Here is a 23,351-nt window from a genome sequence, read left to right as displayed (position 1 = left end):
AAAAAGCACCGCTAAGCTATAGCAGTGCTTTTTTATGTGTACGGTCTACGCTACATATCTTTGTGGTTTAGTGCAAACTCATCATGCTCAACTTGATATAAAGCACCAAGGCGCTGCTGCAAATCGTCATCAAGTATCTGACTAGCTTCTTTAAAAAACTCGTTCTCTTCTTCTTTTAAGTGATGTCGTACTTTATGGATTAAATCAGCACAAGTATCATTCCAATTATCAATACTAACACGCCCATCATCTAACGTCTCCATCATTTCATCCATTTCATGATGCTCAGTAATAGCATGGCGCGATAACTCCAAACCATCATCGTGCTGCATAACTGGAACGTATAAATGACGCTCTTCAGCCGCTGCATGCGCTTGTAATTCAAGCTTAAGCTCATTATAGATAGATAGGCGCTCATCTTTATTATCAGTGGCTTCAAGCTTATCGCATAAGTCCCGTTGAACTTCATGCTTAGCTATCAACGCTGCAAAAATATCTTGCTTAAGGTTGATATTATTTTGCTTGCTCATAGTTATCTCCTAATCACACGATCGACAGTTTGTTTCATGTCTAGATTATACCGATTAATCTACGCAGTTACCGTCATAGTTAGCATAAGTTTTGTATGAACGTTTGAATAATGCTAGCAGTGCTTACTTATATCTATTCAACTGATAACAAATCAGCAAGATGAACTACATTTAATCTCAGGATTAAGCCATCGGTATACAATTTAACTATGCACTTATGCCACTGACAAAGGCTATTGTTTCTTTCTGAGTGATTTAAATAATCCTTGGTGATGAATTTTTGGCATCTTAAGGGTTACCGTATTGGATAAAATATCATGTACCGCCAAACTACGCCGATTGAATGAGCAAAAAACATAATTAAAAATGATGCCTATAATGGCACTCGCTAACATAGCGCTTCGCGACCCATGTAATGCTAAACCAACTAAGCCACATAATACGGGAACGAGGCATGCCGCCAAAATGCGTTTAACCGTTTGTCCCCAATTTAACAGCTGGCCCGTGCTAGTTACTGTTTTTAATCGCCAAGTCTGCATACCAAGCGTTTGACCAGCTCGGCGCCAAAATAGCCCATAAAACCCGATGAGAGTGATGATGAATGCTGGCGTTAATACGAGATTTTGATACCACTGCGGTAGCGTTTGTGCTTGATCTGAGGTAACTCCTGTCTCCATAGTCATCATAGTTCCTATCACAGTGAGTACTGTACCCACTAAAAATAATAGGGCGAGAATAAGCATACCATCATAAATAATTGCAATCATCCGCAAACCTGCCCCCGCCACTTCAGGTTCGCCCGATATACTCACGCCTTCAATACCACTCGGTCTAGATTTCTTATTATCGCTTTTGCTACGATTAATAGGAGCTGTATTAACCTTACTTTTTTTTATATGATGTGATTTTTTCATAAAATAAAGTTAACCTAAAATAGTATAATCATAATAAGTCTAACATTGTAGCGTATTTTTACTCATAAGGCGGAGTCAAAAATATTGATTAACACACAGGCATACAAAAAATACATGCACAAAAAAATCGCCAAAACTTAGGGCGATTAAAATATAGTAACTACTCAGGTTAGAACCATAAACGTTAGGTTAGAACGATAAATATTAGGTGGGAACGATAAATGAGATCAGGTAAATCAGCCGTCAGATAAAATAGACACTTTAAAATGATAGTGAATTTTATACCAGTTCTGACTCTTTACATTAGATGGTGCGCCTTGAGAGATTCGAACTCCCGACCCCTTAGTTCGTAGCCAAGTGCTCTATCCAGCTGAGCTAAAGGCGCATAATTATCTAATAAGTTTTCTGAAACCTTCCTATAAATACACTTGATAAATAACATTCATCTTTAATAGAGTGAAAGAGTTACTAAGGGTATTTAAGAAGTTATTTACTTTACTTCTTATTAACAGCCATACTTCTTATTAAAGGCGAGGTACTGCTCTTAACAGGGTGGCTATTATAGCCAATATTTCTATTTAGTCAATCACTTTTAATTATTTATTTAGCAACTGTTGAATTTAATGACTTATAACTATAAATTGCAACACTAATTAAATTATATATTTAAAAATGGCGGTGAAGGAGGGATTCGAACCCTCGATACGCGTTAACGTATACACCCTTAGCAGGGGTGCGGTTTCAGCCACTCACCCACTTCACCTTGACGATATAGACCACGACCTATGTAAAAGCTAAAGAATCCAGCTTATTGCATCATGTCGTGGGCGAGTATTATAGCAAAATAATCTAGCTTTGCAAGGTTGATTTACGCTTATTACTAACTAATTCAGTATTGTACTCATTAACACAGCACATAGAGAATCAACTTAAATAAGTCCATGTCTGTCATAAATGCTGTTCAGCCAAGCCATAATCACTGTACATCTATAAAATACATAACATCTTCTTAACCAAACATCGGCGCCAAATTATTTGCAATAGTAGTCACAATAATTTCAATTAATAATAAACCAAAAATAGCGATCATTGGCGATAAATCAAGCATACCAAGGTTTGGAGTAATGCGACGGAATGGAGCAAGTATCGGCTCTGCCATTTGCATGATAATACCTAAAATAGGATGCATTTTTTGGGTAAACACGACAATCCAACTAATGATAATTGAGCCAATAATTAAATAGCGAGCAGCCCGTAAGAAAGCTAAAATAAGTGATAGCGTGCCTTCAAAAAACAGCTTTACCGGAGTGTAACCATGACCCAGTAGCGCGGCATTGCCCGATATGTCAACGAGCTTTAACAAAAACAATAGCATGACCGCGGCCAGACTAATACGGCCATCACCTACGGTTGGAAAGATGCGACCAAACACATCAACGATTTGGGTCGCTTTATACGCTGGCTCAACGTAAGGGTTAGTACGTTCAATTCCTGAGAACTGTAACATAAATCGGATAAAAACAAGCAACATGGCAAAGTTTATAACCATATTAAATATGGTAAAAATAGGACTAGTCATTCAGCATACTCTTACTAATTGGGCTTAAAATAAATGGGATGTACTACCTTATAAAGATCTATCGGCAATCTAATTGCGTAGCTCTTCACTGATTTCTTCACTTCTGTCATAGCAAGCTTGCATTGCTTTTTGCATTATCTGACTAAAATGACTGTCTTGTAAGGATTCAATAGCTGCTTGTGTCGTACCATTTGGCGAGGTAACTTTATGTCGAAGCTGGGCAGGTGTTTCATCACTAGCGATGGCCATTTGTGCAGAACCTAAAGCCGTTTGCATGGCAAGCGCTCCTGCTTGCTTCTCAGTTAAGCCTAACTCAATACCTGCATTGATTATCGATTCGATCATGTAAAAGAAATAAGCAGGTGCTGAACCTGATACAGCGGTTACCGCATGTAATAACACTTCGTCATCTACCCAGCTGACTAAACCTGACGCTGCCATGACGGCTTCGGCTAATTTTTTGTCTTCCTGCTTAATAATGTCGGTTGCATACAGCCCTGATGCACCCTTTTGAATTGTCGAAGGTGTGTTTGGCATAGTACGTACTATTTTTTGATATCCACCTAACATATTACTTAGGGTTTGCATTGAAAGACCAGCTGCCACTGAAACAACTAATTGAGTCTCCAATACGTCAGCAAAATCTTCTACAGCTGCTTTCATAACTTGAGGTTTTACCGCTAGTAATACCACATCAGCATCCTGAAGATATATTTTAACCTCAGGCGATTTTGGATCAATTCCAATAATGCCTCGACTTGTGACAAGGTCGTTTTTTTGGATATGTGGATCAGAAACAATAATGTTTTTAGGCTTAACCCCTCTCCCAAGCAAACCGTTTATTAAGGCTTGAGCCATATTACCGCCGCCAATAAACATAATCTTTTTTTTATCTAAAATATTTTTCATAACACCCTCAGCCATCCTTTATGTGCAGCTTATTCGGAAAAAGCCTTTCTCTATTCTTGATATGCCATTTTTGATAGGCCTATTCTTGATATTGTTGCTGGAAAATACGTACACTAAACTTTTAGCACTATTAAAATCAAAATGCTGCTTAGTGTAACATATCGCTTTGATGGTTTTCATATGGCTATTTTTGACCGCTTATTCTCATAAAGTATCTTGGCAGATTCTCTTGCAAACTCTTTCGCAAAAATGACACCTTATAAAACTTATTTTATAGAACTCATATAGCTAACCAATGCCCAAGTACTGATTAAGTGATGATTAGCCAGTCTCAGAATATACCACTTGAGTGACAAGCTGATGATTATTCCTCAAACCTATTATCTTATCCACAAACTCACTTTGTATTGGATAAATATCATTGATTGCCACTATAAACAGCGGAAAAAGGGTTTCATTTTGATAGCAGCTTACGTTATCCCTCTGCTTGACTAAGGAACACAACACCACAGAGTCACGCATGAACGCAGGTTGATTGATTGATTGCAATAGTTTTTTGCCAGACTTTCTTCCTACCCTACCTGCTAAGGCAAGCTTTATATCACGAGGCAATAACTCAAAACGTAACACCCAATTTGAATTTTTATCCGCATCAGATGCTAACTTTTTTTCAAAAATGAATTCAATTAGTTTGGGCATGTGACCAACCCGCCACACAAAATTTGATTTATCAGCTTTTAATTCATGATACTCAGGTATAGTTGAAGCTGTATGATTAGTAACCTTTATTTCTGTTATTTCAGGCTTAACATCAAGCCAGTTGAGCCAATCCATTCTAAGTCGATATAACCGCTGTTGATAACGGCGAATCTCATATTTATATAAGCTATTGTCCCAAAATAAACAGGTTTGATGATTGTTATCTGTACGTTGAGACAGTCTCAACACATCATTTACCAAGTGTTTAGCGGGTGGTAACTCTAAACTGGTTGGACTCAACCATGCATGTATCACTGCTGACTGCATAGCAGACGATAATTTGTGCAGTTTATTGATATCAATGACCGACTGCATATCGGTAAGGGTATGAATACTTTGAGGGTTTATGGATAAGCGGTTTAATTCTATTTCAATCTGCTCATCAATAATATGACTAGCATCACGCATATGCTGGCTGGTTCTAAATATAGCTTCAACAGCCCGCGGATAACGTTCAGTAACAATCGGCATCAGTACACTACGTAGCCATGCCCTATCATTTACATTTAAAGTGGCACCAAACTCTGAATAATTAGCCTTTGAATGATTAGTCTCGCTAGTTAAGTTAACCACATTAGTTGGGTCATCTATATAGAGTAGTCTACTGGCTTTAGCATAAGCGGTAATCTGCGACCTATTTACCGTCAACCAAGGCCGCCATAAATGGATGGCTTTATCGGATGCACATTTTTTTATATCAGTATGATCTTCATTTAACATGAAACGTTTAATAGAGAAGTCAGCCATGCCGCTAAGGCCATTTACCCCTGCCCCATTAAATAGGCGCATTAATACAGTCTCGACTTGGTCATCCATGTGATGACCTAACATAAGCACATCATCCGAATTCATCGCATTTATCATAGCCTCATAACGAGCTTGCCGAGCAGATTGCTCAGTTTTAATATCGCTGTGAATGGTTAATAGATGGCAAGACATGTGGTTATTATCTGCCCAGTCTTTTACCTGCTTTGCCCATGCTACATTTGATTCTTGCATACCATGGTTTACATGTAATAGCTGGGGTAGAAAAGGCAATCGACCTTCATCAAATAACTGACGACACAGCATTGCTAAGCTCAATGAGTCACGTCCACCACTACACGCCAGCCAAATACGCTTGCCGTTTAGCTGTTGTCGATGCTGATTGAGACTTGTTATTAAGGCTGATATTAAAGGGGCTGCAAAGGCAATCATAAATAAGGACTATTAAAGAAGCGTTTAAGAAATTAGCAGGTGTGCTAAAAAGACAACTAATGAGAACTATAGCTCTCTAGGAACAAAGCTTCCAGAATAATAAGTTACTCTATTATCCCTTAAGAATCCTGCTAATCCAAGACCATATTGCTGTGCTACTCGTACCGCTGTACTGGTAGGCGCCGACATACCCACTAACCAAGGTAATCGACAACGGACTGCTTTTTGAACCAGTTCAATCGACAGCCTTGAGGTCATGACCACGCAGTCAAGCTCAGCCTGATGACATAGCTGCCAGCCAATCAACTTATCCAGTGCATTATGGCGGCCCACATCTTCAAAAATTTGCAGCTCATCTTTATATAAAGTCGCTGCTGCATGAACAGCGCCAGTGAGCTGGTGCGTCTGCTGAGCCTTGGTTATCTGGTCACGCAGTCTGAGCAGTTCATCTAAATTAGGCTTAGAGGCAAAATCGTGCTGATATGCACTTAAATCGGGTAGAGCTTGCTTCAGCCCTGTGATACCACACATACCACAACCAGTACGCCCAGCAAGTTGACGGCGCTGTGCTTGAATACGCTGATGACGGCGCTGGCTTAAGGTTAGCTGAACCACATAGGCATCATAATACTGTAATTGTTGCACCAGAGCCGCAAATGTCGCCGGCTCATCAAAGCTTCGACTGGTAAAGTCTTGCAAGCTTGAAGAGGGCGTTAGCTGGGTAATTTCCCAATCTAGCAGCTCATGGCTATGTTCAATCAGACCTTCACTGAATAAAAACCCAATAGCCAGATACTCAAGCTCACTAGGACTTGCCATAAGCACCGCATAATGGATACCATTGATCACAATGGCTATTGCCGCTTCTACTGCCAGACTTTCAGGGGTAAAGCTGACATTTAACTGAGCCGATCTCGCTTGCTTTAACTCAGTTAAGCGATAAAAATCTCGCTGCGTCATGTGCTGACGAGCAAGAGGCACCTGTTTATGAGCAGCATCTAATGCAAGCTCTTCATCAACACTCTTTTTTATAGGATGTGATTTTACACTGTCAACTATCATCGCATTGTCTGCTATCGAAATACCGTTGTATAGGGTAATTGTGGGGCGCCAATGTTTGGAAATGTGTGGTGCAAGAAACATAGTCATGAAGCGTACGACCATTAAGCACATAGGCATGAAGCGGCTTACGACCTACATTGACGCTAACCTTGTTATGAAAACTTTCGGTCAAGAAGCTGGCTAAGCAGACGCTGCCTCCGTAATGTGCTGTAGCTCAACGGTTACCGATTTATAGGAAGGAATATGCGACTCAGGTGCATGGCTGTCTAAGTCCATTAAGTCATTACATTCTGGGTAGTAGGCAGCGACCGCATTGGCTGCGATATCCATTTTAGTCAATATTAATGGCCCTAGGGTACGCCTTTTACCTTGGCTATCCTCACGGATGACCTTGATTTTATCGCCTTCACTCCAACCCATTCTACTCATCTCATCAGGATGCATAAATAGTACATCTCGGCGTTTGGTCTGCCGGTAACGGTCTTCATGACCAAAGATAGTGGTATTAAACTGGGTGTGACTACGGACACTGGTAAATTGCCAAATGGATTGCTGCGAGCCTTGATTCTCAACTTCGTGTTGAGGTAATGACTTCTGAGTGTATGCCACTGTTTTATTATGCATCTCTTTAGCCACATAAGTGATAGGATACAGGGGCACTTCGAACTGCGCTTTACCACTCTCTGTATGCCATTCATAATGGCGGGCAGGATGATACAAATGAAATCCACGCTTGTTTTCTCGTATACGCATATTAAAATTTTCAAACCCATCGATAGTCTGGGCAATATAATCACGCACCAGATCGTAATCCTCACTCAGTGCTTTCCAGTCAATAACGCTATCTTCTCCGAATAAATGCATCGCAATTCCAGCGACAATCTGTGCTTCAGATTTAAGGGAGTCACTAATAGGGGATAATCGCCCCTGCGTCGGCACAATCTGGCACATAGAGTCTTCAATTGTGGCAAACTGATTCCCATTAACTGTGCTAAAGCGTTCAGTACGACTCAAACAAGGCAATATAATATTATTTACACCTGGATACAGCATGGTCTCATTGAGTTTAGTGGCCACAAACACGTTCAGCTGATTATTAGCGAGCGCCTGCTGAATTGCTTTGTTATCTGGTGCGGCAACTGAGTAGTTCCCACCCATAGCAATAAAGGCTTTTATCTTACCTTGCGTCATTGCCTGAGCACCTTTGACAACATCATAGCCAGGTTCTTGGGGCATGGGCGACTTGAAAATACGCTCCAAGCTATCTAATAGTGTTTGGGCGGGACTCTCGTGAATCCCCATAGTACGATCGCCCTGTACATTAGAATGTCCGCGTACCGGTGAGGCACCAGCACCTTCTATACCTATCATTCCCATAAGCAGTAACAGGTTCGTAATCATTGCCACATTGTCTTCACCTTGCACATGCTGGGTAATACCCATTCCCCACGTACAAATAGTAGCTGGACTATCAGCTACTAAGCGAGCCACACTAATGATATCAGCTTGTTTAATACCACATCCTAGTTCGATATCATCCCAACTCTGTGCTTGTATCCACTGGCTAAACTCGTTAAAGCCTGCTGTCTGCTTATCAATAAAATCTTGGTTGATTTTGTTATTTTCAATAAGCCACTTTGCCATGCCGGTAAGCAACGCAGTGTCACCCCCAATTTGGATTTGTACCACCTCATCCACCATCTCATCACTGCCTCCCGCCACCATATGGGTTACTTTTTGCGGGTTTCTAAAGCGGCGTAACCCCTGCTCGCGCATTGGGTTAATTGAAATGATTCGGCACCCTTGTTCATGAGCATACGCTAACATCTCAAGCATACGCGGGTGATTGGTTGCTGGATTCTGACCAAACATTAAAATGAGTTTTGCCTTCTCAAAATCTTCCAGAACGACAGTGGCCTTACCTACCCCTATTTGCTTAGACAGCATTACCGAGGTTGGCTCGTGACACATATTAGAGCAGTCAGGTAGGTTATTGGTACCAAATAGACGCACAAACAGTTGATACATAAATGCCGGCTCATTGGTCACTCGACCCGACGTATAAAACAGCGCCTCATTTGGCGAGCCCAAACTGTTTAACTGCTGTGCGATACATGAAAAAGCATCTTCCCATGATATAGCCACATACTTATCTTGCTCGGCATCATAGCGCATAGGCTGTGATAGGCGACCTGCCTGATCTAGCTGATAACCTGACCATGTTTGCAGTTCTTTGACACGGTGCTTAGCAAAAAATGCGGAATCTGCACACGTACTCATGGTCTCACTTGCAAGTACCTTGATTCCCGATTCACAGACATCAATCATTTTGGGTGTTTTATGATCTGGCCATGCGCAACCAGGGCAATCAAAGCCGCCTTCAGGTTGATTACTGCTTAAAACACTATAGCTACCACGTAGAAAGGCTTTGTAATCCATCAACACACCAGCACATTCTACTAAAGCAGACCAGCCAGCAGCAGGATGATTATAAACAGGTATTTTACGCATGGTAAACCTCATCGGTATATCATATTTAGAAGCAGGTATAATCGAGCAATTGATAGGCAGTTTAGGGATGAACACTACCCAATACACTTCTCATTTCAATCATGAATGAATATATATATTTAGTCAGAAATTATATTTAGTATAGGTCAAACTACCAATCAATGTCAGTTCTATTAGCAATTTGAATACATTTAAATAAGTTCTAATTATATACGGGTATAAAACAGGAACGTTTATAAGAAAGGATTATTTATAGAATAGATAGATAAGTTGCTACATTCGCCATTAAAAAAGACAGGCTCAAAACCTGTCTTCATAAAGAATATAGTTTAATAAAATAGTTTCGCAGTTAAGCCTAGCGAGGCAAAACTTACAGACTTACTAGGGAATCAAAGCCTTTTAAACGTTGGTAACGCTGCTCGACTAACTCATCAATAGTCAATGCTTTTAATTCTGCTAGTTGCTCTGTTAATAGATTTTTAAGCTTATCCATTATGGGTTTAGCGTCAATATGAGCGCCCTTACCTTCTTCAATGACCGCATCGATCAATCCAAGTTGATACAAGTTGCTTGCATTCAATTTCAACGCATCAGATGCTTCAGACGCTTTTTCAGCAGTCTTCCATAAGATGGAAGCACAGCCTTCTGGCGATATAACAGAATAAATACTATTTTGAAGCATATTTACTTTATCGCCAACGCCTATCGCCAGTGCACCGCCAGAGCCACCTTCACCAATAATCGTGACAATGATAGGCGTTTTCAGGCTACTAAAGGTAGCAATACTCTCTGCAATCGCCTGCGCTTGACCACGCTCTTCTGCCCCAACACCAGGATAAGCCCCCTGCGTATCGATAAAAGTCATAACTGGTAAATTAAAGCGTTCAGCAAGCTTCACTAATCGAATTGCTTTACGGTAACCCTCTGGATATGCCATGCCAAAGTTATGGGCAATACGCTCACGAGTACTACGCCCCCGATGTTGTCCAATAATTACGACAGGCTCGCCATTAAATCTCGCTAAACCACCAATAACAGCCCTATCGTCAGCAAATGCTCTATCGCCGTGCAATTCATCAAATTCTGTAAATATCTGGCTAGCATAGTCCATAAATAAAGGACGCTTTGTATGTCTTGCTAAACCAACACTTTCCCAAACAACACTCATTATATATCCTTATATTTTCCTTTTTTCTCTCTGCCAACTTTAGGTTCTTTCTAAATCTTGGCGAACAGTTGTAAACTTATTATATATCATTCATCCTGTTGATGAGTGATTTATTGATTAATTTATGTGTCTTAGCCAGTGCGTAAACTAGCCACCATCATTCTCGGTATTAACTATAAGATCAATCCCCCATCTCTTAAACTGATCGACTTCTTCATTTAAATCAGCAAATATTAATGGACGAGAGTCACTAGAAGCATTAAGGCATATTTGCCATCGGTCATTATCTTTTATAGAAAGAGAGAGTAAATCTTGATCATTATCACTACGGCTGTGGTGTGCTAAAACAGCGAGGCGTAATAATAAACATAAATTAACTAAGCTACTCCCCCCGATCATCTGGGCCTGATCAAACATCTCTGCTTTTAGCTTGCGTCGATGATTAAGCACCAGTTGAGCCATGCGCATCTGATCGACTTGTGAAAAACCTGGTACATCGGAATGCTCAAGTAAATAGGCACTATGACGATGATAACCGCTATGGCTAATAGCCAATCCTATTTCATGTAAATAAGCAGCACGCCGTAATAAATCGGCATCTTCATTATTAAGTCCTAAACGATGCTGAACTTGCTGAAATAGCTGGTGGCAAGTTTTCACAACTCGTTTTGCTTGTATCTTATCAACGGAATAACGTTCTATTAAAGCCTGGACACTTCTGTCTCGGACATCTTCACTGGCAAACCTACCAAGCATGTCATACATGACACCTTCTCGTAAAGCGCCATCTGAATAGGTTATTTTATCTATTCCCATTACTTTCATAGTAGCACGCAGTACCGCAACGCCAGCGGGGAAAACTGCTTTACGATGCTCTTTAACCCCTTCTAAATTGATATTATCAATATGTCCACACTTAATCAGTTGGTGTTGTAAAGATTTTACACCTTGATACGTAATTCGTTCTTGATCATCTGTAAGACCTTGGGATACCAACACATTACGCACCGCTTTGATAGTCCCACTTGAACCTACCACACTCGTCCAACCTGTTTTTTGGTAGGCACTACTGATCGCTAGAATTTCTTTACGAGCAGCAACCACGGCTTTATCAAACTGCTTTTCATTAATCTCACCCTCATCGAAGTATTTCTTAGTATAAGCAACACAGCCCATTTGCAAACTTTCAGTTAATATCGGCTCGAACTCTTGACCAATAATAAATTCGGTTGAACCACCACCAATATCAATGACTAATCGCTTATCACTACTGGCATTCGTATGTGATACCCCTAAGTAAATTAAACGGGCTTCTTCGCGCCCAGCAATAATCTCTATCGGTTTTGGCAGGATTTTGTTAGCACGGCTAATAAAGTCTTTAGAATTTTTGGCCTGACGCAGCGCATTCGTAGCAACAATACGCAGTCTATCTGGGGATACAGACTCCAAACGCCCCATAAATCTAGTCAGACAGTCAAGTCCACGCTGCTGAGCGTCTTCATCTAATATGTCATTCTCATCTAGACCTGCCGCTAGTTGCACCTTTTCAGACATCGACGCAACTTTGCGTACTTCTCCATGATCTAAGCGAGCAATCGCAAGGTGGAAACTGTTTGAGCCAATATCAATAGCGGCCATGAGTTCATTATTAGCGAGAAAATTAGTAGACATGTGAAAATAAGATACCTCTAATGCGTAAAAATAAGGGGACGATAAGATGAGTGAGAGACTCTTTCAAAGACTTTTTAAAAAAATTTTAGGTACTTTATGTTCAAAAGATTTAACGGTAATGGACGACACTAATATTAAATCACTTATGCTAAAAAGTGGCAAGGTAACTTAGACGCAATTGGAGACTAATTATAATTTAATTAAATTTTGGGAGGTTGTTGAAGCTTTACCGGTATTAAATTTACGATAATTTAATTTTCAGCTTAACATTGAACAATAAAAACTGATAAGAATAAAACTTGATATAGATAAAATCCAACTGGATTTATCATATTATTAGATTTGCCCCACTATTTATTACCCTGTCATGTTTATTCACAGATAATATGCCGTCATGATTTATTAACAACCGCAAAAAGGCCATCCAAAATTTGGATGGCCTTTTAATGACTCAGTACGTTGAAATAGTGTTAGCTTTTAGCCATTTCAGTAAATACATCATCAGCCGCTTTTATGCTAATGTCTAAATCCTCAGTTGAATGTTTAGATGACATAAAACCGGCCTCATAAGCGGATGGCGCTAAATAAATGCCTCGCTCTAACATACCATGGAAAAAGGTGTTAAATTTATTCATATCGCAAGCGGTAACATCGTTAAAATTTTGCGGCGTACCTGTATTGCTATCTTTAACAAAGAATACCCCAAACATACCACCAAGCTTATTGGTACGTAAATTGATACCCTGTTTATCGGCTGCGGATTGAATGCCATCTACTAAATAATCTACCTTTTGAGCAACTGTATCGTAAAAGCCATCCGCTGTTAAGTCCTCGAACATGGCAATACCAGCTCGCATAGCAAGTGGATTGCCTGATAGCGTGCCCGCTTGATATACACCGCCCATGGGGGCAATACATTCCATGATATCTTTTTTACCCCCAAATGCACCGACGGGCAAACCTGCCCCAATAATCTTACCAAAACAGGTTAAGTCAGGATCAATACCGAAGTGAGCTTGTGCACCACCTAACCCTACTCTAAACCCGGTCATTACCTCATCAAATATAAGTACCGCCCCGCCTTTAGTACACTCTGCACGTAAGGTATTATGAAACTCTTGCGTTGGAATAACCATGTTCATATTACCCGCGATTGGCTCAACGATAACACAGGCTATCTCATCGCCCCACTTCTCAAAGCACTCTATGATGGCTTGGGGATTATTATAAGGCAGGGTAATGGTATGTTTTGCAAAGTCAGCGGGCACCCCTTTTGATGTCGGCTCGCCAATATCTAACATACCAGAGCCTGCCTTAACCAATAGGCTATCTGAGTGGCCATGATAACAGCCTTCAAACTTAACAATTTTATCTCGGCCGGTATATCCACGTGCCAAACGGATGGCACTCATAGTCGCTTCCGTACCTGAGTTGGTCATACGAATGAGATCAACACTCGGCACAATATTGCAAATAATATCAGCGATTGTCGTCTCAAACGGCGTCGGTGTACCAAAGCTCAAGCCGTCCTCGGCAGCGGCTTTAACAGCATTAATCACTTTTGGATGTGCGTGCCCCAAAATCATTGGACCCCACGAGCCAACATAGTCAATATAAGGGTTATCTTCAGTATCATAAATTTTGCTACCGGCGGCTTTGTGTATAAAGATAGGTGTGCCGCCCACACCTGAAAAAGCACGAACTGGCGAATTAACCCCACCTGGAATGTGTTTTTTGGCTTGTAAAAATAATTGTTCGTTTTTAGTACTCATATCAAAACTCTTTTTATTAATTAAATGGGTTAATCTCATTCACAATGTGGTAGCTTTCGTTAATTGAATTTAATGCTGTTATAGGCCATCGAGAGATGTGTCGATGTCATACATTTAAATAGGCTACTACTGTCACAGGCTTTAAATGTCATGACTATATATTATGTTAACCTTCAATACCAACAGCTATTACTAAGGTCTGCTACCAATATCATACCAAAAAAAAGTGAGCCCTTAAGAGCTCACTTTTTATCTATTTATCATTTATCAAAAATTTCACGGTAATTGAATGACAATCATTAGTCATGATTCAGGTTTTTTCTACGTTCCCTTTCGGCCTTAACAGAATCCAGACGACCTTGCTCGTTTTCCAGCCATATAGCGTTAACAATGGCAAGGAGGACGGCAAAACCTAATCCTAATATCCAAGCAAAGTACCACATATAGTGTTCTCCATTTAATCTTATATTTAAATTTAGTTATACCAATGGCCAAAATTAAGGCTAAACGAGTTTGACCAAGCTCCTTTAGCTTTTGGTTTGGTATTAATATGCGGTATGATCATTTTCACGTATATAAGCAACGGTAACTTTACCGCGCATCACACTATAGGCCCAGCCAGTATAAAAAACGACGAGCGGGAGTAATAGAACCACCACATATAACATAATCATCAAAGTAAGATGACTAGACACACTATCCCAAATAGTTAAGCTGGCACTTGGATAGGTTGATGACGGCATAATAAATGGAAACAAAGCAATACCCGCTGTCATAATGACACCAAGAACAGCAACGCTTGAAGTGACAAAGGCGGTTAAGGTTTTGCCTACTTTTAATAACGCTACTGTTATCAACGGCATCACTACACCCAGTACTGGGAATGCCCATGCCCAAGGGTACGTCTCAAAGTTTGCCATCCATGCACCAGATTGCAGCACCACTTCTTTGGTTAGTGGGTTCGGCTGAGCAGCGGGATCAATTTGCGATACAATAGCGTAGCCATCAATAGACTGGATCCAGAAACCTGCTGCAACAAATAATACCACCATCGCTACCGCAGTGATCATGGTGTATTTCTTTGTGCGTGCTTGAATTCCATTTTCAGTTCGATGAGCCAGAAAAGTACCCCCCTGCATAATAAGCATAGTGGCGCTAACCAGACCACAGAGGATAGCGAATGGATTTAATAAATTCCAGAACGTACCGGTATAGGTTGACCGCATCGTATTATCAAAACTAAACGGCACCCCTAAAAATAGGTTACCAAACGCCACACCGAACACCACTGCTGGAACGAATGAGCCAACAAACAGACCCCAGTCCCATGCGTTACGCCACCGTTGGTCTTTAATCAAATTGCGATATTTAAAGCCAACTGGTCGGAAAAATAATGCCCACAGTACCGCCATCATTGCCCAATAAAAGCCACTAAATGCCAATGCATATACCATTGGCCAAGCTGCAAATAGGGCACCACCAGCAGTGATAAACCAGACTTGGTTACCTTCCCAATGAGGACCTATTGTATTGACAATGACACGACGTTCATCATCATTCTTACCGACAAAAGGGAGCAGAGAACACACACCCATATCGTGCCCATCCATAATAGCAAAGCCGATAAGTAATGCGCCAACAAGTAACCACCAAATTATTTTCAGGGTTTCATAATCAAACAGCATGGTCGATCTCCTCTTTAACACTAACAGGAGTAACATCACGTGGTGTCTCACCATCATAACGGCCGGTACCTAAACTTGCTGGCCCTAGCTTTACATACTTAACCATTAAGTAAACTTCAATGATAAGTAGAATCGTATAGAAACCGACAAACCCAGCCAGTGACCCATAGACATTAGCCACACTAAAGTTTGTCACTGATAAGTGAGTAGGTAGCACACCATAGATAGTCCAAGGTTGACGCCCATATTCCGCTACAAACCAGCCTAGTTCAATGGCAATCCAAGGGGCAGGTAGCATAATCACTGCCCATCTTAATAACCATTTTTTCTCAGCAAAAGTACCCTTAACGGTAGACCACATACTGACTATGAATAGAGCGAGCATTAAGAAGCCTAGGCCTACCATACCGCGAAAAGACCAGAACATAGGCAGCACTGAAGGAATCGTATCGTCCACCGCTTTTTGAATCATTTCAGGGGTTGCTTGTGACACATCTTCGGTATATTTCTTGAGCAATAACCCAAAGCCCAGATCATCTTTTACGACTTCAAACTGTGCCTTTAACGTCTCATCTTTAGGGTTTTCACGCAGTTGTTCAAGTAGCCCGACTGCAGCTATACCATGTTGAATACGCTCCCGATTAACTTCTTTAATGTCATGAATACCCGGAATCTCTTTATCAAAAGAGCGGGTACCTATAATACCCATTGCATACGGTATTTGGATTTGCCAATCGTTTTTCCCTTCTGCCTCATTAATACCGGCAACTAAGTTAAACGCCGCTGGGGCTGGCTCGGTGTGCCACATCGCTTCAATAGTTGCCATTTTAGTCTGCTGTGCAGCGCCGATTGAATAACCCGATTCGTCTCCCAATACAATGACACTTAGAATTGAGGCAATACCGAATGCTGAAGCAACTTGAAAGCTACGCTTTGCAAATGCTACATCTCGTTTTTTCAGCAAGTAAAGTGCGGAAATTGATAGAACAAACATGGAGGCAGCCACATAGCCCGCCGATACCGTATGCACAAATTTATTTTGAGCGTCTGGATTAAATAGGATCTCAGTGAAGCTGACCATTTCCATTCGCATGGTTTGGTAGTTAAACGCTGCACCAACAGGACTTTGCATCCAACCATTGGCAATCAAAATCCATAGAGCTGATAAATTGGTACCTAACGCCATTAACATAGTTACCACAAGATGCTGGGCTCGTGAAAGTCTGTCCCAACCAAAAAAGAAAAGACCCACCATGGTAGACTCTAAAAAGAATGCCATGAGACCTTCAATTGCCAGAGGTGCGCCAAAAATATCGCCCACATAGTGTGAATAATAAGCCCAGTTAGTACCAAACTGGAACTCCATGGTGATACCCGTTGTTACCCCTAATGCAAAGTTAATACCAAAGAGCTTTCCCCAGTATTTGGTCATATCTTTCCATATTTGATTACCCGTAGAGACATACACAGACTCCATGATAACCAGAATCCAAACCATGCCCAAGGTTAAAGGTACAAATAAAAAGTGGTAAAGTGCAGTTACCGCAAACTGCAAGCGGGATATATCTACTAGATGTTCAGTAATCATACTAAACCTCCTAAAAAGAAGGGCCTAATAGATGGTTAAACAATACTTAGTTGAATAAAGAAAATAACTTTTACATGCCCCTTGTGTCGTAAAGCCATCATCCCTCTAACTAACTATATGATCTAACTTTCAACCCTACTGTAAGCCCTAGATACCCATAAGATTTAACGACTTTAAAAGTGATTATTTTCGGCAATAAATATATATGCTGCTGGCATATTTACACCCTAAACCACCCTATTTTTAAAGAAGCCAATAATAAATGACTCTATCAACACCTCACAATTTAATAAGATGCTTATTTATATAGTGAGAATAGACTAATATACATTTAACGGATAATATACATATTAGTATATTATTTGCCATACCCTAACTCAAGAACTAAAAAGCTAACCTGTTCAACTATTTAAAACCTTCATATGGGCTAACGCTTATCCATTAAGTTAAGCAATTGTGCCCATGTCGCTTATAACCGCTTATAACCTTAGTGATAGGGTGTATGAACAAACAGTTTACTGCCGATATTGAGAAGAAGATAAAAAATTAATGAACACTAATCAGTCACTATTGAGTGGTAAATAAAGCAAGATTGATAATCAAGATTAAATACACCTAGTTAGACAATCTAAAACTTGAATGAGTAACGCCACTTGACGCATCAAATATCGTACGAATCATTGTTGAAAATAGTAGGTATGTCTCTATAATCAATAACACATAAAAAACTCTTGCTACATATGTAGCCAATCCTTTGCGATAGACAACCTTATGGCAACTCTCTCAAACGCCGAAAAACGGTTTTTAAAGCAACTTGTCTCTACGGTCAGTCGTCCACTCAATTTAGCTTGGTTACTTACCGTAGTCAGCACACTCTTATTTGTATGGCAGGCTTATTTGCTTGCTCGCATTTTTAGTACATGGCTTACCAACTACTTCAATGCTTTTCCTTTATCAACTGATGTCTCTAACTACTGGTTTCTAGGGCTTATATTTTGTTTTACGATGCGCCCTTTACTTAATAGCGGACGACAGTTAATCAGTAGCCGTGCTAGCCTTAAATTACGTAGCCAGTTGCGAGAGTCTCTATTAACAACTATGGCAGCTCTCGGCCCCAATTTAAAACACTTTGGTAGCGATGGCAGTTTATCTAGCCAAATAATCGACCAAACCGATGCGCTAGATGGATTTATAAGTAGCTTCAGCGTACAAAAAAAGGTGGCTACAAGCACGCCCCTTATTTTATTAATCGCAGTAGCCTCTCAAAGTTTATTGGCTGCAATACTACTGCTGATGACAGCACCATTAGTCCCTATTTTCATGATTTTAATCGGACATTTAACCGCACGTAAAAGTGCAGATCAATTTACCGCTCTAGCCCAGTTAAGCGGGCGCTTTTTAGACTGGGTACGCGGTATGCCCACCCTAAAAAGATTACAAGCGACTGAAACAGCAAGTCTCAACCTTGCAGTGAGCAGTGAAGACTATCGGCGCCGTACTATGGATGTACTAAAAATTGCGTTTTTAAATGGCGCTGTACTCGAGCTATTAGCAGCACTGAGTATTGCTTTGGTAGCGGTTTATCTTGGCTTTGGATTGATAGGTATTTTACCTTGGGATAAAGGTCACATACCTGTTCACTATTTTTCTGCTTTATTTATATTATTACTGGCGCCTGAATTCTACTTACCGCTGCGCCAGTTAGGGGCAGATTATCATGCAAAAGCACAAGCAGAAGGTGCTGTGCAGAGCTTACTACCAATAATTACTGCCGCCGAACAAGCTCAGTTAGCTAAATCGTCCCAAATAGATAGTAACGGCACGTCCACAGTTAGCATTGTCAACCATAAAGCCGCTAATCAAGACGAGACGTCTAACACCATTGATGTTTCTAAAGCATTCGGACTACAACTGCGTCATCTAAGTATTCATAGTTCCATATTAACAGCAGCAGATGACAGTCATAAGGCAGAATCAAACAAAAACGTTAGTGACTTACCCATTTACAGAACCCGCTTAGCGCCTGTCAGCTTAGATATTAAAGCAGGCGAGAGAGTGGCTTTGGTCGGCGATAGTGGTAGCGGTAAGTCTAGCTTATTACAAGCACTAATGGGATTTGTTAAATATGAGGGAGACATTTACTTAGTAAGTTCTGATAGTACTCAAAGTTTCCCTTACCAAGCTATTGATACTGATATGATACGTCAAAATGTGGGGTATCTCGCTCAGCAAGTAGCACTTATGCCCATAACCATACGTGATAACCTGCTCTTAGCAAACCCCAATGCAACGGAACAAGAATTAATTAATGCGCTTGAAGTGGTAGGGTTATGGCAATTAATTCAACGGTTGCCAGACGGTATGGATACCCAACTTGGCGATAGGGGACAAGGCTTATCAGGGGGGCAACAACAACGCTTAGGTATTGCCCAGCTTTTACTACGTGACGATAGCCTTTGGCTGCTTGATGAACCCACAGAGCATTTAGATCCAGATACCGCACAACATATTAATCGTTTATTAGAGCACGTTAGCAGAAATAAAACCGTCATTTGGGTCACGCATGCAGTTGAGCAATTAGACTGGATTGATAAAGTCGTTAAGTTGTCTATGCCCTCGTCTATTGATGGTCAGCCTACGGTTCAGAACACCTCTGCTACCCTAGCGTTGTCAAATTCTGGAGTAGTTAGATGAACCAATCTAATGAGACTATAAAAAACAACCGCTATCAAGGCATCCAGCCCGTATTTCGCTTACGGGATATGTTTAAACCATCACTGGATTTATGGGTGTTTTCGTGGATTTTAGGTCTCGTTTTTACCCTCTCTATGATAGCCCTATTAATGGTTTCTGGATGGTTCATTACTAGTGCCGCTCTAGCAGGCATGGTTGCAGTAGGTTCACATACGTTTAATTACATGTTGCCTGCTGGTATTATTCGTATGCTAGCAATCGCTCGAACTGCTGGCCGCTATGGTGAACTTATGGTATCTCATCATGCAGTATTTGACTTATTGAAAACACTTAGGCTGCGCTTTTTTAATCAAATGGCTGCTCTACCCCTATCCCAACAACGTCATGCACTACATGCCTCACAATATATGCATAGATTAGTCAGTGATATTGATAAACTTGATCAATTTATTTTGCGTGTCGTTTCGCCTTGGTTAATTAGCACTCTTACTGTTGTCTTATTAGCATTATTTATTGGTATAGTATTGCCACTACCTTTGCCAGTAAAACTTATTATTTTCTCTTTATTGGCATTCGCTTTGATATTGCCTCTACTTGGCACTATTTTGGGTATTAATCAAGCCCAACAGATGGTAGCAATATCTGAATCTCGCCGCCATAAACTTCTCGCACCGTTATCTATCATCACACAGTTACTACTATGGCAACAATGGCAGGCCCAAACCAAGCCCTATACCGATCGAGATATTGCTTTACAAGAGCTTGAGTGGCAGGCACAAAAAAGACGCTCATTTTATATGTTAGGCATCCAGTGGCTGTTTTATATAAGCTTAATGGTGGTGTTATTTACGGCCGCTAAACAGTCGCAAAGTCAACTAGATCCTTCAACGATTGATGTCCCCTTAGTACTCGCTGTTACCCTTGGTTTATTAGGTATTCAAGAAGTCGTTGTACCATTAGGTCAGCACTATTTATCACTCGGTAATAGTATTGCCGCTAAAAACCGCTTAAACGCTCTTTTAACACCTAGTTCCGGCTCTCCAGAGAGTAATGAAGCCCAGCAGCTTGTGAATCAACCTGAACAAAAAGGGAGTAATAATCCATTGACACCATTACCCAAAGGTAAATCGTATGCTGAGTTAAAACATGTCTATGCGAAAATCCCTAATGCTTTGGTGGGTGCTCAAGATGTGAATATTGATATTGTCTCAGGCACACCTCTTATTATTAAAGGGCCATCTGGCTGTGGTAAATCTACATTGCTACACATGTTAGCGTGCGAACTGCCTGTTCTTTCTGGTAGAGTCCTCTTAAATGGTGCCCTATGGCAGGATTATGAGTGGCAAGATCAACTTGGTTATTTGGGTCAACAGCTTGATATTTTTGACCAAAGCTTAGCCGCTAATCTACGTCTAGGTAAGTCTGATGCCACTGATAATGAACTTGTTGAAGCGTTAGAAAAAGTGGGATTAGCAAATTGGCGGCAGGCACAGCCGCAAGGTTTAGATACGCCTCTCGGTGAGTATGGCGCTGCTATTTCAGGTGGTCAGGCAAGGCGTATCGCTCTAGCGAGGCTTTTGTTAAAACCACGCCGTGTCTTACTACTCGATGAGCCTTTTGCTGGCCTCGATAATAAAACTCAGAATCAGGTGTGGCAGAATATACAAAAACATCAAAAAGATGATATTTTAGTAATTGTCAGCCATCAAGATTGGGATATGGGTAGCGTAGATATCTTAAGGTTAAAAGAAGGTGTTTTTACACATTAAATCAGGGAACTATTATTAAATCTAATGACTGCGAAAGGCGTATCATTAAGAAAAACACTATCAAAGTAGGCTTATGACTCCAGGTTATATGACGTCAAAATCCGTTAGCATTCGCATAAAAACACCTCATAAGTTGTGTCCAACTTATGGGGTTTGGTTCAAATTAGGCGGTATTTTATAAGGTATGTGAAATACATCTATTTAAGCAACCGCTAAATCATCTTTCTCGCCTAGCTCATACAATGCACCAGCACGACCAACGATTAATGGGTCTGGTTTACCCACTTGTTTCATATCTTTACCATCGTACGACAGCTTATTTAAAACATAACGCATGGCATTCAAACGAGCCCGCTTTTTACAGTCGGATTTAATCACAATCCAAGGCGATTCGGCAGTATCTGTGTTATAAAACATTGCTTCTTTAGCTAAGGTATAATCATCCCACTTATCCAATGAGGCCATATCAATGGGTGATAATTTCCACTGTTTTAAAGGATGGGCTTCACGTTGCTTGAATCGGCGACGCTGTTCATCACGACTAACTGAAAACCAGAACTTAATTAAGTGAATGCCTGATTCGATAAGATGTTTTTCGAAATCTGGTACTTGCTTCATAAACACCTCATACTGTTCATCAGTACAGAAGCCCATAACACGTTCAACACCGGCACGGTTATACCAAGAACGGTCGAAAAACACCATCTCACCCGATGTAGGTAAGTGCTGTACGTAACGCTGAAAGTACCACTGACCCATTTCACGCTCAGTAGGCTTTTCAAGGGCAATAACTCGGGCACTCCGTGGGTTTAAGTGTTCCATGAATCGCTTGATTGAACCCCCCTTACCCGCTGCGTCTCGACCTTCAAAAATAATAACCACTTTCTGATCGTTCTGTCGAACCCACTTTTGCAGTTTTAACAGTTCAACTTGTAAATGATATTTTTGCTTTTCATAGTTTTTACGTGACAAACGATTTTTATAAGGATATCCTCCTTCACGCCAATTATCTGACAACTCGTCATCTTTTTTAGAACCTGTTTTAACATGGTTAGCAAGGGCGTGTTTCGCAAATAAATTCTTAAGCTTAATTAAATCATCCGCAGAGGCATCTTCGATAAGCGATTGCAGATGTTCCGACATGCCATCGATATTACCCTCTTTCAAATCTTTCAATAATACGTCATCAATAGCTTCTTTAGTCGCTATATTAGCACCAGACTTTTTCTTTTTTGTTTCGTATTTTTCAATACCTTTTTCATCTGTAATATAGTCATCATCAATGTGTTCAATTTTCTTTGATTTGCTAGACATTATCCACCTCCAGTTATAAATAAAACTTCAAAGCTTTTCAGCCTTTAATTTATTATAGCAAGATTGAGCAAAGTATATAGTACCCTTTAAAGACTAAGTCATCACATTTCTAAAATTGCATTATGTTAAATCAAGTAATGTCATGAAAAATAATTGACTATTGATACTATTGTGTTTTAAGGGAAACTAAGATAACTTACTCATCAATTACCTAAAATAAATTACTGAA

At 40.5% G+C, this 23,351-nt stretch carries 16 protein-coding genes and 2 tRNA genes; 2 read left to right on the top strand and 16 right to left on the bottom strand.

Annotated elements, in window-relative coordinates; all coding sequences use genetic code 11:
- Nucleotides 1–50 precede the first annotated feature (50 nt).
- The 15 genes from AC2SLN_RS00380 to AC2SLN_RS00310 all read right to left on the bottom strand — a co-directional run bounded on the left by AC2SLN_RS00380 (nucleotide 51) and on the right by AC2SLN_RS00310 (nucleotide 17,345).
- On the bottom strand, nucleotides 51–530 hold the full coding sequence (locus AC2SLN_RS00380) for a hemerythrin domain-containing protein (RefSeq protein ID WP_486548961.1): 480 nt from the start codon (nucleotides 528–530) through the stop codon (nucleotides 51–53).
- A gap of 233 nt (nucleotides 531–763) precedes the next feature.
- Nucleotides 764–1,444 (bottom strand): RDD family protein, encoded by a 681-nt coding sequence (locus tag AC2SLN_RS00375; RefSeq protein ID WP_486548962.1) that lies wholly within the window; start codon nucleotides 1,442–1,444, stop codon nucleotides 764–766.
- A gap of 308 nt (nucleotides 1,445–1,752) precedes the next feature.
- Nucleotides 1,753–1,829 (bottom strand) — tRNA-Arg (locus tag AC2SLN_RS00370).
- A gap of 288 nt (nucleotides 1,830–2,117) precedes the next feature.
- A tRNA-Ser gene (locus AC2SLN_RS00365) sits at nucleotides 2,118–2,207 on the bottom strand.
- 246 nt (nucleotides 2,208–2,453) lie between these two features.
- Entirely contained in the window at nucleotides 2,454–3,023 is a 570-nt protein-coding gene (locus tag AC2SLN_RS00360; RefSeq protein WP_486548963.1) for a YggT family protein, read from the bottom strand.
- 69 nt (nucleotides 3,024–3,092) lie between these two features.
- Nucleotides 3,093–3,947: a pyrroline-5-carboxylate reductase gene (gene proC, locus AC2SLN_RS00355; RefSeq protein WP_486548964.1), complete on the bottom strand. Its 855-nt coding sequence runs from the start codon at nucleotides 3,945–3,947 to the stop codon at nucleotides 3,093–3,095.
- Nucleotides 3,948–4,253: 306 nt separating this feature from the next.
- Complete coding sequence (gene tilS, locus AC2SLN_RS00350) at nucleotides 4,254–5,888, bottom strand: tRNA lysidine(34) synthetase TilS (protein ID WP_486548965.1); 1,635 nt, start codon at nucleotides 5,886–5,888, stop codon at nucleotides 4,254–4,256.
- Between the two features lie 66 nt (nucleotides 5,889–5,954).
- A complete protein-coding gene (locus AC2SLN_RS00345) occupies nucleotides 5,955–7,037 on the bottom strand; it encodes a formate dehydrogenase accessory sulfurtransferase FdhD (RefSeq protein WP_486548966.1) in 1,083 nt (360 codons plus the stop codon).
- Nucleotides 7,038–7,130: 93 nt separating this feature from the next.
- On the bottom strand, nucleotides 7,131–9,461 hold the full coding sequence (locus tag AC2SLN_RS00340; RefSeq protein ID WP_486548967.1) for an FdhF/YdeP family oxidoreductase: 2,331 nt from the start codon (nucleotides 9,459–9,461) through the stop codon (nucleotides 7,131–7,133).
- A 370-nt stretch (nucleotides 9,462–9,831) separates the two neighbouring features.
- Nucleotides 9,832–10,629: an acetyl-CoA carboxylase carboxyltransferase subunit alpha gene (locus AC2SLN_RS00335; RefSeq protein WP_486548968.1), complete on the bottom strand. Its 798-nt coding sequence runs from the start codon at nucleotides 10,627–10,629 to the stop codon at nucleotides 9,832–9,834.
- A 147-nt stretch (nucleotides 10,630–10,776) separates the two neighbouring features.
- Complete coding sequence (gene ppx / locus AC2SLN_RS00330; protein ID WP_486548969.1) at nucleotides 10,777–12,300, bottom strand: exopolyphosphatase; 1,524 nt, start codon at nucleotides 12,298–12,300, stop codon at nucleotides 10,777–10,779.
- Between the two features lie 470 nt (nucleotides 12,301–12,770).
- A complete protein-coding gene (gene hemL, locus AC2SLN_RS00325) occupies nucleotides 12,771–14,072 on the bottom strand; it encodes a glutamate-1-semialdehyde 2,1-aminomutase (protein ID WP_486548970.1) in 1,302 nt (433 codons plus the stop codon).
- Nucleotides 14,073–14,371: 299 nt separating this feature from the next.
- Nucleotides 14,372–14,515: a cytochrome bd-I oxidase subunit CydX gene (gene cydX, locus AC2SLN_RS00320; RefSeq protein WP_486548971.1), complete on the bottom strand. Its 144-nt coding sequence runs from the start codon at nucleotides 14,513–14,515 to the stop codon at nucleotides 14,372–14,374.
- 102 nt (nucleotides 14,516–14,617) lie between these two features.
- Nucleotides 14,618–15,754 (bottom strand): cytochrome d ubiquinol oxidase subunit II, encoded by a 1,137-nt coding sequence (cydB, locus tag AC2SLN_RS00315; RefSeq protein ID WP_486549095.1) that lies wholly within the window; start codon nucleotides 15,752–15,754, stop codon nucleotides 14,618–14,620.
- The gene (locus AC2SLN_RS00310; protein ID WP_486548972.1) at nucleotides 15,747–17,345 is read right to left on the bottom strand and encodes a cytochrome ubiquinol oxidase subunit I; all 1,599 of its coding nucleotides are present in this window, start codon (nucleotides 17,343–17,345) and stop codon (nucleotides 15,747–15,749) included. The genes cydB and AC2SLN_RS00310 overlap by 8 nt, the downstream gene beginning before the upstream one ends.
- A gap of 771 nt (nucleotides 17,346–18,116) precedes the next feature.
- On the opposite strand from AC2SLN_RS00310, the gene cydD reads away from it, so the two are divergent.
- Together cydD and AC2SLN_RS00300 are read left to right on the top strand one after the other, a co-directional pair.
- Nucleotides 18,117–20,039, top strand: coding sequence for a thiol reductant ABC exporter subunit CydD (cydD, locus tag AC2SLN_RS00305; protein WP_486548973.1), 1,923 nt, complete (start codon nucleotides 18,117–18,119; stop codon nucleotides 20,037–20,039).
- Nucleotides 20,036–21,808: an amino acid ABC transporter ATP-binding/permease protein gene (locus AC2SLN_RS00300; protein ID WP_486548974.1), complete on the top strand. Its 1,773-nt coding sequence runs from the start codon at nucleotides 20,036–20,038 to the stop codon at nucleotides 21,806–21,808. Before cydD ends, AC2SLN_RS00300 begins: the two co-directional genes overlap by 4 nt.
- Before the next feature lie 201 nt (nucleotides 21,809–22,009).
- Here AC2SLN_RS00300 and ppk2 read toward each other — a convergent pair whose 3' ends face one another.
- A complete protein-coding gene (ppk2, locus tag AC2SLN_RS00295) occupies nucleotides 22,010–23,122 on the bottom strand; it encodes a polyphosphate kinase 2 (protein ID WP_486548975.1) in 1,113 nt (370 codons plus the stop codon).
- Nucleotides 23,123–23,351 lie beyond the last annotated feature (229 nt).

The sequence above is a fragment of the Psychrobacter sp. CX90 genome, assembly GCF_057396305.2.
Note: the sequence above shows the minus strand (reverse complement) of the source record. Positions and strands in the feature narration are given on the sequence as shown.

What these genes read in the sequence shown, in the direction of transcription:
- AC2SLN_RS00380 (WP_486548961.1), bottom strand. Translation starts at nt 530, where the DNA reads ATGAGCAAGCAAAATAATATCAACCTTAAGCAAGATATTTTTGCAGCG.
- AC2SLN_RS00375 (WP_486548962.1), bottom strand. Translation starts at nt 1,444, where the DNA reads ATGAAAAAATCACATCATATAAAAAAAAGTAAGGTTAATACAGCTCCT.
- AC2SLN_RS00360 (WP_486548963.1), bottom strand. Translation starts at nt 3,023, where the DNA reads ATGACTAGTCCTATTTTTACCATATTTAATATGGTTATAAACTTTGCC.
- proC (WP_486548964.1), bottom strand. Translation starts at nt 3,947, where the DNA reads ATGGCTGAGGGTGTTATGAAAAATATTTTAGATAAAAAAAAGATTATG.
- tilS (WP_486548965.1), bottom strand. Translation starts at nt 5,888, where the DNA reads ATGATTGCCTTTGCAGCCCCTTTAATATCAGCCTTAATAACAAGTCTC.
- AC2SLN_RS00345 (WP_486548966.1), bottom strand. Translation starts at nt 7,037, where the DNA reads ATGACTATGTTTCTTGCACCACACATTTCCAAACATTGGCGCCCCACA.
- AC2SLN_RS00340 (WP_486548967.1), bottom strand. Translation starts at nt 9,461, where the DNA reads ATGCGTAAAATACCTGTTTATAATCATCCTGCTGCTGGCTGGTCTGCT.
- AC2SLN_RS00335 (WP_486548968.1), bottom strand. Translation starts at nt 10,629, where the DNA reads ATGAGTGTTGTTTGGGAAAGTGTTGGTTTAGCAAGACATACAAAGCGT.
- ppx (WP_486548969.1), bottom strand. Translation starts at nt 12,300, where the DNA reads ATGTCTACTAATTTTCTCGCTAATAATGAACTCATGGCCGCTATTGAT.
- hemL (WP_486548970.1), bottom strand. Translation starts at nt 14,072, where the DNA reads ATGAGTACTAAAAACGAACAATTATTTTTACAAGCCAAAAAACACATT.
- cydX (WP_486548971.1), bottom strand. Translation starts at nt 14,515, where the DNA reads ATGTGGTACTTTGCTTGGATATTAGGATTAGGTTTTGCCGTCCTCCTT.
- AC2SLN_RS00310 (WP_486548972.1), bottom strand. Translation starts at nt 17,345, where the DNA reads ATGATTACTGAACATCTAGTAGATATATCCCGCTTGCAGTTTGCGGTA.
- cydD (WP_486548973.1), top strand. Translation starts at nt 18,117, where the DNA reads ATGGCAACTCTCTCAAACGCCGAAAAACGGTTTTTAAAGCAACTTGTC.
- AC2SLN_RS00300 (WP_486548974.1), top strand. Translation starts at nt 20,036, where the DNA reads ATGAACCAATCTAATGAGACTATAAAAAACAACCGCTATCAAGGCATC.
- ppk2 (WP_486548975.1), bottom strand. Translation starts at nt 23,122, where the DNA reads ATGTCTAGCAAATCAAAGAAAATTGAACACATTGATGATGACTATATT.